Consider the following 12623-nt stretch of genomic DNA (forward strand, 5'->3'; position numbering starts at 1 on the left):
ATCTACTTTACCCGATTTGGGAGGTCCGTTATACTAGAAAATTGTCAAGAAAAACCCACCCCTTCTATCTCCATAGGCTGACATGATTAAACTGCGTCTCAAACGCTACGGTAAAAAGCGGAACGCCACCTATCGTATTGTGGCCATGAATAATACCGATCGCCGCGATGGGCGTGCCCTTGAAGAATTGGGCTTTTACGATCCAATCCATGATGAAGTGCGCCTCAACGAAGAGGCTATCAAGCGGCGTTTGGCGCAGGGGGCACAACCCACAGATACGGTGCGGCGGCTCTTTGTCAAGGCGAATCTTCTCCCCGAAACTGCCCAAAAATAGGCAATGACTGAGTCGGCTGCCCCCAACTACGCTGCCTTGATTCGCTTCCTGCTTGAACCCTTTATGGAAGCACCAGAAACCCTGCGGCTCCATGCAGAATTTTCCCCTGCTAATTCTCGCATTTGGGTACGTCTTGCCTTTGCTGGCGAGGATAAAGGCCGGGTTTATGGTCGTGGCGGTCGCAATCTCCAGGCCATTCGAGCGGTTTTACAGGCTGCTGCCCAAGCCGCTGGTCAGCAGGTTTACTTAGATGTTTATGACGCTGCCAAAAGTACGCCTAAAATAGATCATCAAAGGAGCGATCGCCCACGGCGCTCCCGTCGTCGTTTTTATCCATCATCAAGGAGGCAAAGTTAGCGCGTGGCTGAAGTCCGTTTAGGTGAAAACGAATCCATTGAGTCCGCCCTACGGCGATTCAAGAAAAAAATCCAAAAAGCAGGTATTCTTTCGGAAGTCAAGCGGCGTGAACGTTACGAAAAACCCAGCCTGCGCCGCAAACGCAAACAGGAGGCCGCCCGCAAGCGCAATCGCTAAGTTTAGGGTATGACCACGAGGGAAAGCCTCACCATTGACCTCCACAGCATTGAGAGTGCGATCGCCCTTGTCGGTGAGCAAGAAGCCAACCTGCGCATCTTTGCCGCCCAAACAGGGGCGACCCTTGTTTTAAGGGGACGGGATCTCTATATCACTGGCACCCCTGCTCAAATCCAACTCTGCCAACAACTCATTCAAGACCTCAGTACCCTCTGGCGGGAGGGGCGTCCTGTGTCGGGGGTGGATATTCTCACGGTCCGCCATGCCTACGATACTCAGCAGCGGGAAGCCCTCCAAGAGCTGCAACAGGATATTCTAGCTCGCACCCGCCGCGGTGACATTATTCGCGCTAAAACCTTTCGCCAGCGCCAGTACGTTCAAGCAATTCGTAGCCACACCCTCACCTTTGGCATTGGGCCCGCGGGCACCGGCAAAACTTTCTTGGCCACGGTCCTAGCGGTCCAAGCCCTACTGGCGGGCACCTATGAGCGGTTAATTCTAACACGGCCTGCAGTGGAAGCGGGTGAGCGGCTTGGCTTTCTGCCGGGAGATCTACAGCAAAAAATTGATCCCTATCTGCGCCCCCTCTACGATGCCCTCTACGAGCTAGTAGAGCCGGAGAAAATTGGCAACCTGATGGAGCGGGGCGTGATTGAAGTAGCCCCCTTGGCCTATATGCGGGGGCGTACGCTGAATAATGCCTTTGTCATCCTCGACGAGGCTCAGAACACCACTCCTGCCCAGATGAAAATGGTGTTGACCCGTATTGGTTTTAACTCCTGCTTGGTGGTGACCGGGGACTTGACGCAAACCGATCTACCAGAACATCAAACCTCTGGCCTCAGTGTGGCTACGAAAATTCTCAAGGATGTCGAGGGGATCGCATTTTGTTATCTAACCAAGGGGGATGTAATTCGCCATCCCCTTGTCGAGCGGATTATTGATGCCTACGATCGCCATGAGCAGGCCTTGTGCCCTAAGCCAAAAGATCGCGCATCTGAGCATAGCGATCGCTCACCCAAGGCCAATTAACCACCTGCCACCAAGCCTCTAGGTACTGATCGCGACGGTTGCGATAGGTCAGGTAGTAAGCATGTTCCCACAGATCATTGCCCAAGAGGGGCACTTGCCCTTGCATCAGCGGAGAATCTTGGTTTAGCGTGGTGGTAATAGTCAAATTCCCTTGGGGCGTAAGCACAAGCCAGACCCAGCCACTGCCAAAGTGCTGCAGACCTGCCTGCTGAAACTGGGTTTGAAACTCTGGAAACGAGCCAAAAGTGTCTTCTATTGCTATGGCGAGGTCCCCCGTGGGCTCACCGCCGCCATTCGGTGCCATACTTTGCCAAAAGAGGGAATGGTTAGCATGGCCACCGCCGTGGTTGCGCACAGTTTCTTGGATAGCGGTGGGGAGTTGGTGAAGGTGGGGCAGGAGTTCTTCGATGGCCAGCCCGTGCCATTGACGGTAGGGTGTCAGTGCCTTGTTGAGAGTGTTGACATAGGCTGCATGGTGTTTGTCGTGGTGCAGACGCATTGTCTCTGCATCAATCACTGGCTCTAGGGCCTCGTAGTCATAGGGCAAAGGCGGCAGCGTATAAATTTCTGATGGCTCACCTGCCGCCACGGCTGGGCGCGATCGCAACCACAGTGCAGCAGCACTGCCGACTAGGAGGCTGAGGGTTTGACGACGGGTTAGGCGCATAACGAGTACGTGAAATGTTCCCGCTAATAGTCTAAGCCCCTCGGAATTATTCTTGGCGCAGCAGGAGTTGTTGGGCTTGGCTGGGGGTCAGGCGTTGGCCATCCAGCTCAATTTGTAGCACCTTGTCGGAGGATGGTTGCAGTGTGGTACTGCCCTGGCGGTGGTCTTTAGAACGCCCCTGATTTTGCCAAAGGCGGTTCATTTCTGAGGATGCAAAGCCAGTGGTCGGGGAAATGGGATTAAAGAGCGGGGGCAGAGGAGTGGCCAACGTGGCAAGGGGGTAGAATATCGCCGTCAGCGCTACGCTCATTCGCAGTAGACGGGTCATCAATCAATACCTCCTAGGAGCGATCGCAAGGGGAATTTCCCCTACCTACATCTTAGAAGCTCTTGGAAACTGCAAAATCCTTGCCCTGGAGAACTATCTTGGCGGCGCGTCTGGCTAATGTGAACTGAAATGCTGTAGCTAGATGACAATAGATGCAAGCAAAAATTCACGAGGTAAGTGAGGTTTGCAATGAAGCGCTTACCCATAGAAAAAAATTGTGGTGCAGCCCCATATCCCCTACTTGATTCGCGAGCGGAAGCAAGGTGGAGAAAGAGGTCCGTCCCACACATTGGTGACTTAGGCAGCGCGTTTGACCAAGGAGCGAATGACGTTGTCTTTCATCATCAATAGGCGAGAGGCTTGCAACAGTAGCTCACGAGCTTCCTGAAGGCTCATGGCACTCACTTGCTCCTCCATGACCCGCATTTGAAACTCCTGTTCAAAGCTGAGGTCAACATTCAGTTCGGGGAAGCGTTGCTCCATAGAACGTACTCCTTATTCCATGTCATCGGGTATAGGTGTTAAAAAATATAACAAACACATTGACAAAGTTGCCACTCAATGGATATCACCTGCGCAAAGGATAAAATGTTCAGTATGAACGATTTCACGAAATTCTTGATCCGTTTCATAAATGAGACCTGATAGACTGAGCTAAAATTCAAGTTCAATGATGAGGACGGCAAGATGCGGTTGGCAGATGTCGCCGAACGGTTTGGGGCAACCCTCGACTGTCCAGAGCAAGGCGATCGCCCGGTGTTGGGGGTAGCCCCCCTAGAAACAGCAACAGCAACGGATATTTCTTTTCTGGCCAATCCTAAGTACACCGCCCTGTTGCAGATCACCCAAGCGGCTGCTGTGTTTGTGCGTCCCGACTTTCAAGGGGAGGCGGCCTGTCCTCTGCTGCGGGTGCCCCATCCCTACCTTGCCTTTGCCAAGTGTATTGAATGGTTTTACCCGCAACCCAAACCTGCCGCCAAAATTCACCCGACAGCAATTCTGGGAGCTGATGTGGTTTTGGGAGCTGAGGTCACGATTGGTGCTTATACGGTGATTGGCGATCGCGTCCGCATTGGCGATCGCACGGTCATTGATAGCCATTGCACCCTTTACGACGATGTGGTCATTGGCTCAGACTGTCGTATCTACAGCCACTGTGCCCTGCGGGAGCGAGTGCAACTGGGCGATCGCGTCATCTTGCAAAACAGCGTGGTTTTAGGGAGTGATGGCTTTGGCTATGTCCCCCTGGCGGATGGTCGTCACTACAAAATTCCCCAAGTGGGCACCGTGGTCATTGGCAATGATGTGGAAATTGGTGCTGGCACAACGATTGATCGCGCCACCCTTGGAGAGACCACCGTGGCAAATGGCACAAAAATTGACAACCTGACGATGGTGGCTCACAACTGCACCATTGGTGAAAATGCCATTCTCTGTGCCCAAGTGGGGTTGGCAGGCTCGACCCACATTGGTAATCACGTGGTCTTGGCTGGGCAGGTGGGGGCAGCGGGTCATTTGACCATTGGCGATCGCACTGTTGTCTCCGCCAAATCCGGCATTAGTAGCTCGGTACCGCCAGATAGCCGCATGGGGGGGATCCCGGCGATGGATCAAACCCTCTACCTCAAGGTCTCAGCCGCAGTGAAGCAATTGCCAGAGCTCCTCAAGCGAGTGCGCAAATTGGAAGCTAAGGTGGGGGAATAGCATCGATACTCTAGCCACCCTCTATAGTGGAATTAAGGACTAGCGTTGCCCTGTCTAGCCCTTATCAGAGGGTGAGGGAAAATGAGTCACATCAATCTGCGGCACTAAGTCTATGACTCCTCCAGCGGCAATTCGATTACTGCCCAGCGATCAAAAACTGTTCCAAGACCTCCTTGGCTATCATGAGCTCACAACCAAGGCAGAAAGACAGGCGGCCTTGATCTCCTTGCTTCAGCGCGATCGCGCCCAAGTCATTGTCAAAAGTCTTGCCCAAGCTGCCTTTCCCCAAACCGCCTTTAATGTTGCTCTTTGGATGCTCAACCATGACTTGGTGACACTCGATTGGCTCTACGACATCACCTACCGCATTTCAACCCAAGGCTGCCAAGAAACAATTGATCTGAGGTTGCTCTACACGAGCCTCCAACACTTAAGTCCGGGGGATGCCGCCATTGTTCTAGGCCAAACCGATGCTGCCCTTAAGGCCATTCGTCTGGATGACTTAGACCTAGCCACCTTAATTACGACATTGGAACCGGGGATGGCCATTAGTTTGCTCTCTTGGTTTGTCACCTTCAAGAAAATTACGACAGTGGATCTAGAGTACATCAGTCAAATCGTCCAGAAGGTAAAACCGACTGCCGCGCCGCCCCAAGAGACCATTGAGATCCACTCTCAGCCCCTTGTCCCTGAGCCCCATATCATTGAACTCACCCTCGAAGACAAATTGCTAGAGTTAAATTTGCAATTGGGAGGCACAGAAACAGAAATCCTACCTAAGGTTTTGGATCGCTTTTTGTTTCGGCGTACCCGCGAAGATAAGGTGGTCTATCGTCCCAATACACAGGTGGTACGCCTAGCCTGCGTCGGCGGAGAGCGCCGCGACATTCCAGTGCCAGTGCGCAGTGCCAAAACGTGGCCACCGGGAGTCTATGTGATCTATCGCGAGCAGGAATCCCTTCAACTGATGCGCTTGCCGGATAATGAGTTCTACGAAATTTTGCCCTTTGGGCCTGATCCCTATCTGCGTGCCGAAACGATCGCCCGCCTGGTCAAGGAAGGACAGCCCTAGCTATAGACAGGCAGTGTGAAGTGGAAGCAACTGCCTTTCCCCGGTTGGGAGTCCACCCAAATCTGGCCATAGTGCATGCGAATAATCTGGCGGCAAAGGGCAAGGCCAATGCCATAGCCTTCAATGGCGCGATCGCGATCGAGGCGAACCGTTTCGCCAAAAATTTTCTCCTGCTGTTCAATGGGAATACCCGGGCCGGTGTCACAGACGGTAACTTGCACCTTTTGGGTCATGCGATGAAAAGCACTCAGGTGAATTTTGCCCCCTGCGGGAGTGTATTTACAGGCATTGTCCAGTAGGTTGACCAGCACCTGACGAATGCGACTGCCATCGCCATAGACCAAAGGTAAATCCAAAGGAATATCGGTGGTAAAGTGCTGCTTTTTACGCTCAAAATTTAAGCGGACCTCCTCAGCGGTTTCTTGGCACAGTTTTCGCAAATCCAGTTGCCGTGCTATAACTTGCAGCTTGTCCTGCGGGCCGCGGGCCGCCAAGAGTAGGTCCGTAATTAGTTGTCCCATGACTTGAGTTTGGCCGCGGGCATGGTGAAACAGCCGCTGCACCTCTTCAAGATTGAGTTTCTGGCACATCTCCTCCTGAAGGTTGGACTCTAGGGTTTCAAGGGCAATCCCAACAGCAGTGAGGGGGTTACGCAACTCATGAGCCAGCAAGCCAATAATCCGATCTTTGAATTGCAGTTGTTCGGCCAGGTGATCGCGTTCTTGACGCAGTTGAAACAGCTCATCCTTAAGGCGGCTGAGTTCTATAGAGCAATCTGACTGCTCCGCTGCCGACTTTTGCATATCTGCCTGTAGGCAAAGGGCCACTTCCCGCTGCCAGCGCGGCCACCAATAGTCCACCTTTTGCAGGAGCTTACGACCCGCGAGGGTTTGGCGCGGCTCAGGACGGACTTTAATCAAGGCAGGCGTGGCAACTAGCTTATACTCCTCTAGGAGGTAGGGTTGCTCACCAATGGGCACCACTTTTAGTTCAAAGCTAAAGTTCGAGGGCAGTTGCTGAATGTGAGCTTGAATGGCAGCGGTTTCCTCTTCATCGCCCGGACGATTGGCAACAAACAGGAGCAAACTGAGCGGCGGTGTCGTTTCTTGGGGAGAACTGGCATCCGCAGACGCTTTCATTGAATCACCGGCGAGTATTCTTAAGGGCAGTGAATTGCGCTTCCTAGAGGGGAAACACTAGAGAGGATGCTTAAAGAGTAACTAACATAAAGGTTAACTGAAATGTTAGCGGATTCTCATCCGGAGCCCAGCCTAGGAGCGCTGGCCATCCCGCCGTCCGAGTTCGTAAATTGCCCCAGCGATGGTTGCCATCAGGCCTAAACTCAAGGCCCAACTTTGACCCAAGCCCAAACTACAGAGGATAAAGCAACCCGTACCCACAAGAATAAAGGGAATGAGCCCCACCATCCCTGCCCAGAATTCGGCACTTTGGTTTGCCTCACCCCCTAGCCACATCACTAAACGCTGCATGAAGGCTTGCCCCGTGGGATAAAACCCCCAGTAGAGGGCGATCGCCCACAGACCAGACCCCGCAATGGCAATGGGGGAGAAAGAAACCTGTGGCAAATTGGGAATCATAGGAGTCCTTGAAAAATCTTGGGATCAAACATTTCTCGGAGAGATAAATAGTAGGGTGTAAACACACTTGTATCATGCCCAGTGGCACGGGTTTGTATTTCCTTACCCAAAAGATGCACCATTTGAAACACCAGCTCCCATGTCACCTTCAGAGAAGGATACAGCATCAAACAGAGGGGAAAAAGTTCCCGTTGCAGTGCCTCAAGGCTTTGCTCTAAAAGACACACCCAAAGATAGATTTGGAACATCTCAACATCGCGAATACTGGAAACGCGCACACTGGCTTGGGTTAAAGGGCCACTAAAACAGCGGTGCTGGGGGTTGAGTTCGGCAACACGGTGACAAATGGCGGTGGCGATCGCTGTGCTCTGGGGCAACAGATGGCGCACTAAAGCCAAGGCAGGATCAGTGTAGTCGTAGTTGGCTGCTGCGCTATAGGCGCGGTGCAAGGGCATGTAGAGGTGATCATCAATGACCTTGAAGAAGCTACTGAGGATGGAACGTTGGCTTGGGGGTGCTACTTCCAGCAGTAATACCCCCGTGTGATGAAATTGCAGACTCACAAAGCCAATCACTCGGGGATCGACCGCTGTATAGCGGCTGCGGATCTCACTGACGGCACTGCCTATCTTGGCAGTCATTTGCGGGGTGCCCTTGCCAGCTGCGTAGAGTTTCAGAGTGCGCTGATAAATGTCATGAATGTCTTTGGAGATGCTCCAGGGATCCACCAGTTCCGCTGGGATGCCATGGCGAATCATCTCTCCAGCCAAAAAGCCTTCGGTGCGCTGCCAAGCCTTGACGCTGGCATTCCGCAGTTCGGCCAAGAGTCGGGGAGCCACCGCTGCCGGATCATCCTCCGCAAGGGCAGTGGTGTTGAGGTTGGTGATATAGCGCTTTGCCCAAGCCTGTGCCAGACTAGTCAAGGAAGTGGTGTGCGGCGCGATCGCGTTCAATCCATCAGTGGTATTCAACAGGAGTACCTCCACCCTCATTGAACAGGGCTATGACTATACGCAGAACTGATGTTAAGAATTGTAACTTACTTTAAGCTGATCCGGCCACGCTGAACCATGACCCTCGTTGGCTGTTACTGCCTATACTGTTACGTTGCCCTATAGCAGCAACATCTTTGGAGAGACCGGATGGACTGGCAATCCTTGGCCGTAAGTTTTGCGATTGTTTTCTTATCGGAACTGGGGGACAAAAGTCAACTGGTGGCGATTACTTTAGGGAGTAATGCCCGCTCTGCTACTGCCGTGTTTTTAGGGGTCGCCTCTGGCTTGGTGTGTACAACGTTTTTGGGTGTGCTTTTGGGCAGTGGGATGGCCACATTGATCCCCGTTAAGGTGGTCAAGGCGATCGCTGCAATGATGTTTGCGTTTCTGGGTTTTTATTTGCTATCTCAAACAACGGCTGACAGCCTTGACAAGGAGCAAATTTGATTATAGCCAGAGGATTGATTATCATAGTGACTACAGGTTAGCAAATGGATAATCCTGAAGCTGCGATTAAATCGCAATAGGCTACTTAACTAAGCAAAATCTGCTGTTTGAGTTTTATTTTTTAGGATAGCGCCGTGTTCACGTCTCCTGCTCCCAGTTCTCTACCCCCCATTCGTTCCCTTGAGGATGCGATTGATCGCTGTCAACGCCTAGGACTGCGCCTTAGTCGGCAGCGGCGTGCTATTCTCGAACTGCTCTGGGATGCTAAGGATCACCTGTCAGCACGGCAGATCTACGATCGCCTGAATCAAGCGGGCAAAGACATCGGCCATACTTCTGTGTATCAAAATCTGGAAGCCCTTTCAGAGCATGGCATCATTGAGTGCGTTGAGCGCGCCGATGGCCGTCTTTACGGCAATATCAGTGATAGCCACAGCCATGTAAATTGTCTCGATAGCCAGAAGATTATTGACGTTCACGTTGAGCTACCTCCCTCTCTCATTGCTGAGATTGAAGCAAAAACTGGTGTGAAAATTGTTGACTATCGCATTGATTTTTACGGTTATCAAAACACTGAGCCAAGGGCCCAAGGATAACTGCCGTGGCCAATCCCCAACATCTTCAGCTTCTTAAGCAGGGGGTTACCGCTTGGAATCAATGGCGGGAGCAAAACAGTGATATTTGCCCTGATCTGGGACAGGCGGATCTCACTGGCGCCAATTTAGAGCTGTACAACCTCACCAATGCCAATCTCGATCAGGCAAATTTAGCGGGGGCTGATCTGCGCAACGCTCTGCTCAAGGATGCTTACATGGTAGGAGCCAACCTCTACATGAGTGACCTGATTGAGGCGGATTTGCAGGGTGCCTGTTTACAGCGAGCCACCTTGGCGGGTGCCGATCTCTACAAGTCCAACATTGCTATGGCCGATCTGCGCCAAGCCAACTTAGTGGGCACGCTACTGCGGCGAGTGAGTTTAATAGAGTCAACCCTTGCCTATGCCAACCTCACCCGTGCCAATCTTTTTCAGGCCAACCTGCACTTAGCTGATCTCAGGGGTGCAGTTTTGCAGGAGGCGATTCTCGAAAGCGCCAGTCTCATTGAGGCGAACTTTGAATATGCCGTTCTCATTGCTGCCAAGATGTCAAAGGCCAATGCCCGCCGTGCCAACTTTAAGGGAGCAAACCTCTACAAAGCAGAAATGGATGGCATGGATCTGCGGGATGCGATTCTCGATAAAGCTTAGAACCAACAACTTGTGAAAAGACAAGGTTCGGGCTACGTTAGAGGTGAATCATCCTCGCCTATTTGGAACTCGAAAGGAGTGCCTGTGACTAAAAACATCCGTAACACAGCGCGTATGGTTCTTGGTGTGATTTTTGGAATTATTGGGGTTGTGGGCTTTATCTTACCCCTAGTGCCAGGAACGCCTTTTTTGCTGATGGCGGCAGCTTGTTTTAATTCTATGGAACCCGAGGAGACCTCCAGTGCCCAAGGGAATGAATCGCCACCCGTGGCATGAAATACTTTTTCCTCACTGAGGGGTGGCACATTGGCCGTGTGTGGGAACCCCAAGGCCTCTGGAATGAGCAAGCGTGGCGGCGATCGCCCGTGATCACCCGTACCTGCCTCTACATCCTAGAGGGGGAAGAAAAGCTCTGGCTTTACCAAGTGGAGGACATGGTTCTTATGGTGGAAGTCAAGCCGAGCCATCCTGATCCTGCCTCAACTATTGGCCAAGTGGTGCTAAAGCGCCTGATGAGTGCAGAGGATGTGCTGACGTACCTGTGTACCACCCCTGCGATTTCCAAAATTCAAGTGGAGCGAACCTCCCCCTCAGGCGATCGCCCCTAGGGAGTGTTAAGCCCTTGGCACAACTGAGTAAAGAACTGAATCAAAGCGGGCGCCCATGATCGCCATTTGGGGTAAACTAGTTCGATGTTGTTGCCAACCGATGCAAACGTATTGGGCAACTAAACCCTAGACTTTTGTGAGCGATTAATTTTTAAGGTGTCCTTTGGTTGCAAATTCCGCTGCCTGCCTTGATGGCAAGTCCTTAGCCCAGTCTATTGAACGCCAGTTGGCTGACCATGTGCGGACGTTTCAAGCCCAGTGGGGGCGATCGCCTGGATTAGCGGTGTTGCGAGTTGGCGATGATCCCGCCAGTGCGGTGTATGTCCGTGCCAAGGAACAGGCCTGTGGCCGCGTCGGGATTCAATCCTTTGGTGCCCACCTGCCGGCCACTATCACAGAAGCAGCTCTCTTGGCCAAAATCACTGAGCTCAATCAAGACGAACGAGTGGATGGCATTCTCCTGCAATTGCCCCTGCCGCCCCACCTTGATCCGCGTCCCCTGCTATACGCCATTCATCCCGATAAAGATGTGGATGGCCTGCATCCAGAAAATCTGGGTCGGCTAGTGCGCGATGAACCGGGACTGCGCAGTTGTACGCCCGCGGGGGTGATGCAGTTGTTGGCCGCCTATGGCATTGATGTTGTAGGTCGCTCAGCAGTGGTCGTGGGTCGCAGTATTTTGGTCGGTAAGCCCCTGGCGCTGATGTTGCTCAGTGCCAATGCAACGGTGACGATCGCCCACTCACGCACCCCTGAGCTCGCCAGTGTCACCCGTCGTGCCGAGATTTTAGTCACAGCGATGGGGCAGCCGCGGCGCATTACGGCCGATATGATCCGACCAGGGGCAGTGGTCATTGATGTGGGCATTAATCGCATTCAACGCTCCGATGGCAAATCAAGTCTCTGGGGCGATGTGGACTACGAGGCTGCCTGTGGGGTGGCCAGTTATATTACCCCTGTTCCGGGGGGCGTAGGTCCGATGACCGTTGCCATGTTGTTGCACAATACTGTATGGAGCTACTGTCGCCGTCACAACTGGCACCAGCCCCTCCTTTCCTTGACCTCTATGCCGCCCGCACGCTGAGGAGTTGTTCATGATTTCCGCTGATCCCCCCCAAGTTCATCCCGCCGGCACATTTGATCTCAAGGCCTACCTCAAAGAACGCCAAGCCCTTGTGGAAGCTGCCCTTGAAGCCTCGATTCCGGTGGCCTATCCGGAGAAAATTTACGATGCCATGCGCTATTCACTGATGGCGGGGGGCAAGCGGCTGCGCCCGATTCTCTGTTTGGCCACCTGTGAACTGATGGGGGGCACCGTGGAAATGGCGATGCCCACTGCCTGTGCGTTGGAGATGATCCATACGATGTCGCTGATCCACGATGATCTGCCGGCCATGGACAATGACGACTACCGTCGCGGCAAGCTCACAAATCACAAGGTCTATGGCGAGGATATTGCCATTCTGGCGGGGGATGGCTTATTGGCGTATGCCTTTGAATATGTGGTGGAACAAACCAAAAATGTGCCAGCGGAGTATCTGCTGAAAATTGTGGCGCGGTTGGGGCATGCGGTGGCAGCAACGGGATTGGTCGGTGGTCAAGTGGTGGACTTAGAGTGTGAAGGACAGCCCGACATTGGTCTGGAAACGCTGCATTTTATCCACTCCCACAAAACGGGAGCACTACTGGAGGCCTCTGTGGTTTCTGGGGCATTGCTGACGGGGGCGAATGAATCTGACGTGGCACGCCTGTCCCGCTATGCGGCCAATATTGGCTTGGCATTCCAGATTGTGGATGATATTTTGGATATTACTTCGACCCGCGATGTCCTCGGTAAAACCGTTGGTAAAGATGTGGCTGCCCAAAAAATGACCTACCCGCGCCTGTGGGGTCTGGACAAATCTCGCCAAGAGGCTGAGCGCTTGGTGGCGGAGGCGAAGGCAGAGTTGGCTGTATATGGGGCGGCCGCCATTCCTTTGCAGGCGATCGCCGACTACATTACCAGCCGTAGTCATTAACGATCCCAAAGTGGGTTAGGATGGGCGCAGAGTTTGTCCT

General features: G+C 52.9%; 19 protein-coding genes. 13 read left to right on the forward strand and 6 right to left on the reverse strand.

Annotation, left to right across the window (positions count from 1 at the left end; all coding sequences use genetic code 11):
- The first annotated feature begins 82 nt into the window (after positions 1-82).
- The 4 genes from rpsP to NK55_RS09490 are packed head-to-tail and all read left to right on the forward strand — an operon-like array spanning position 83 to position 1900.
- Positions 83-334 carry a 30S ribosomal protein S16 gene (rpsP, locus tag NK55_RS09475; RefSeq protein WP_024125504.1) on the forward strand — a complete coding sequence of 84 codons (252 nt, stop codon included), beginning with the start codon at positions 83-85 and terminating at the stop codon, positions 332-334.
- A 3-nt stretch (positions 335-337) separates the two neighbouring features.
- Positions 338-691, forward strand: coding sequence for a KH domain-containing protein (locus NK55_RS09480; protein ID WP_024125505.1), 354 nt, complete (start codon positions 338-340; stop codon positions 689-691).
- A gap of 3 nt (positions 692-694) precedes the next feature.
- Complete coding sequence (rpsU, locus tag NK55_RS09485) at positions 695-868, forward strand: 30S ribosomal protein S21 (RefSeq protein WP_011055893.1); 174 nt, start codon at positions 695-697, stop codon at positions 866-868.
- A gap of 9 nt (positions 869-877) precedes the next feature.
- Positions 878-1900 (forward strand): PhoH family protein, encoded by a 1023-nt coding sequence (locus NK55_RS09490; RefSeq protein WP_024125506.1) that lies wholly within the window; start codon positions 878-880, stop codon positions 1898-1900.
- Here NK55_RS09490 and NK55_RS09495 read toward each other — a convergent pair.
- The 3 genes from NK55_RS09495 to NK55_RS09505 all read right to left on the reverse strand — a co-directional run bounded on the left by NK55_RS09495 (position 1845) and on the right by NK55_RS09505 (position 3378).
- Entirely contained in the window at positions 1845-2567 is a 723-nt protein-coding gene (locus NK55_RS09495; protein WP_024125507.1) for a superoxide dismutase, read from the reverse strand. The genes NK55_RS09490 and NK55_RS09495 overlap by 56 nt on opposite strands.
- A 46-nt stretch (positions 2568-2613) precedes the next feature.
- Positions 2614-2895, reverse strand: a complete 282-nt coding sequence (locus NK55_RS09500; RefSeq protein WP_024125508.1) for a hypothetical protein — start codon at positions 2893-2895, stop codon at positions 2614-2616.
- 297 nt (positions 2896-3192) lie between these two features.
- On the reverse strand, positions 3193-3378 hold the full coding sequence (locus NK55_RS09505) for an NblA/ycf18 family protein (protein WP_024125509.1): 186 nt from the start codon (positions 3376-3378) through the stop codon (positions 3193-3195).
- A 204-nt stretch (positions 3379-3582) separates the two neighbouring features.
- Between NK55_RS09505 and lpxD the strand changes: the two genes are divergently transcribed.
- Both lpxD and NK55_RS09515 read left to right on the forward strand, forming a co-directional pair.
- Positions 3583-4599, forward strand: a complete 1017-nt coding sequence (gene lpxD, locus NK55_RS09510; protein ID WP_024125510.1) for a UDP-3-O-(3-hydroxymyristoyl)glucosamine N-acyltransferase — start codon at positions 3583-3585, stop codon at positions 4597-4599.
- 112 nt (positions 4600-4711) lie between these two features.
- On the forward strand, positions 4712-5671 hold the full coding sequence (locus tag NK55_RS09515; protein WP_024125511.1) for a hypothetical protein: 960 nt from the start codon (positions 4712-4714) through the stop codon (positions 5669-5671).
- Here the strand turns inward: NK55_RS09515 and NK55_RS09520 are convergent.
- The 3 genes from NK55_RS09520 to NK55_RS09530 form a co-directional block, all read right to left on the reverse strand.
- Entirely contained in the window at positions 5668-6828 is a 1161-nt protein-coding gene (locus NK55_RS09520; protein ID WP_398508327.1) for a histidine kinase, read from the reverse strand. The genes NK55_RS09515 and NK55_RS09520 overlap by 4 nt on opposite strands.
- Positions 6829-6942: 114 nt before the next feature.
- A complete protein-coding gene (locus tag NK55_RS09525) occupies positions 6943-7269 on the reverse strand; it encodes a hypothetical protein (RefSeq protein ID WP_024125513.1) in 327 nt (108 codons plus the stop codon).
- The gene (locus NK55_RS09530; protein WP_225871751.1) at positions 7266-8240 is read right to left on the reverse strand and encodes a hypothetical protein; all 975 of its coding nucleotides are present in this window, start codon (positions 8238-8240) and stop codon (positions 7266-7268) included. The genes NK55_RS09525 and NK55_RS09530 overlap by 4 nt, the downstream gene beginning before the upstream one ends.
- Positions 8241-8411: 171 nt before the next feature.
- Between NK55_RS09530 and NK55_RS09535 the strand changes: the two genes are divergently transcribed.
- The 7 genes from NK55_RS09535 to crtE all read left to right on the forward strand — a co-directional run bounded on the left by NK55_RS09535 (position 8412) and on the right by crtE (position 12583).
- Entirely contained in the window at positions 8412-8711 is a 300-nt protein-coding gene (locus NK55_RS09535; protein ID WP_024125515.1) for a TMEM165/GDT1 family protein, read from the forward strand.
- A 134-nt stretch (positions 8712-8845) separates the two neighbouring features.
- Positions 8846-9307: a Fur family transcriptional regulator gene (locus NK55_RS09540; RefSeq protein WP_024125516.1), complete on the forward strand. Its 462-nt coding sequence runs from the start codon at positions 8846-8848 to the stop codon at positions 9305-9307.
- Between the two features lie 5 nt (positions 9308-9312).
- A complete protein-coding gene (locus NK55_RS09545) occupies positions 9313-9957 on the forward strand; it encodes a pentapeptide repeat-containing protein (RefSeq protein WP_024125517.1) in 645 nt (214 codons plus the stop codon).
- An 84-nt stretch (positions 9958-10041) separates the two neighbouring features.
- On the forward strand, positions 10042-10233 hold the full coding sequence (locus tag NK55_RS09550) for a DUF454 family protein (protein WP_041429817.1): 192 nt from the start codon (positions 10042-10044) through the stop codon (positions 10231-10233).
- Positions 10230-10565 (forward strand): hypothetical protein, encoded by a 336-nt coding sequence (locus NK55_RS09555; RefSeq protein ID WP_024125519.1) that lies wholly within the window; start codon positions 10230-10232, stop codon positions 10563-10565. The genes NK55_RS09550 and NK55_RS09555 overlap by 4 nt, the downstream gene beginning before the upstream one ends.
- 163 nt (positions 10566-10728) lie before the next feature.
- On the forward strand, positions 10729-11649 hold the full coding sequence (gene folD, locus NK55_RS09560) for a bifunctional methylenetetrahydrofolate dehydrogenase/methenyltetrahydrofolate cyclohydrolase FolD (protein ID WP_024125520.1): 921 nt from the start codon (positions 10729-10731) through the stop codon (positions 11647-11649).
- A gap of 10 nt (positions 11650-11659) precedes the next feature.
- Positions 11660-12583: a geranylgeranyl diphosphate synthase CrtE gene (gene crtE / locus NK55_RS09565; protein WP_024125521.1), complete on the forward strand. Its 924-nt coding sequence runs from the start codon at positions 11660-11662 to the stop codon at positions 12581-12583.
- Positions 12584-12623: the final 40 nt, after the last annotated feature.

The sequence above is a fragment of the Thermosynechococcus sp. NK55a genome (assembly GCF_000505665.1).
Lineage (GTDB): Bacteria > Cyanobacteriota > Cyanobacteriia > Thermosynechococcales > Thermosynechococcaceae > Thermosynechococcus.

Excerpts from the sequence above, each read along its gene's own strand:
- rpsP (WP_024125504.1), top strand. The coding sequence starts at position 83 with ATGATTAAACTGCGTCTCAAACGCTACGGTAAAAAGCGGAACGCCACC.
- NK55_RS09480 (WP_024125505.1), top strand. The coding sequence starts at position 338 with ATGACTGAGTCGGCTGCCCCCAACTACGCTGCCTTGATTCGCTTCCTG.
- NK55_RS09490 (WP_024125506.1), top strand. The coding sequence starts at position 878 with ATGACCACGAGGGAAAGCCTCACCATTGACCTCCACAGCATTGAGAGT.
- NK55_RS09495 (WP_024125507.1), bottom strand. The coding sequence starts at position 2,567 with ATGCGCCTAACCCGTCGTCAAACCCTCAGCCTCCTAGTCGGCAGTGCT.
- NK55_RS09500 (WP_024125508.1), bottom strand. The coding sequence starts at position 2,895 with ATGACCCGTCTACTGCGAATGAGCGTAGCGCTGACGGCGATATTCTAC.
- NK55_RS09505 (WP_024125509.1), bottom strand. The coding sequence starts at position 3,378 with ATGGAGCAACGCTTCCCCGAACTGAATGTTGACCTCAGCTTTGAACAG.
- lpxD (WP_024125510.1), top strand. The coding sequence starts at position 3,583 with ATGCGGTTGGCAGATGTCGCCGAACGGTTTGGGGCAACCCTCGACTGT.
- NK55_RS09515 (WP_024125511.1), top strand. The coding sequence starts at position 4,712 with ATGACTCCTCCAGCGGCAATTCGATTACTGCCCAGCGATCAAAAACTG.
- NK55_RS09525 (WP_024125513.1), bottom strand. The coding sequence starts at position 7,269 with ATGATTCCCAATTTGCCACAGGTTTCTTTCTCCCCCATTGCCATTGCG.
- NK55_RS09535 (WP_024125515.1), top strand. The coding sequence starts at position 8,412 with ATGGACTGGCAATCCTTGGCCGTAAGTTTTGCGATTGTTTTCTTATCG.
- NK55_RS09555 (WP_024125519.1), top strand. The coding sequence starts at position 10,230 with ATGAAATACTTTTTCCTCACTGAGGGGTGGCACATTGGCCGTGTGTGG.
- crtE (WP_024125521.1), top strand. The coding sequence starts at position 11,660 with ATGATTTCCGCTGATCCCCCCCAAGTTCATCCCGCCGGCACATTTGAT.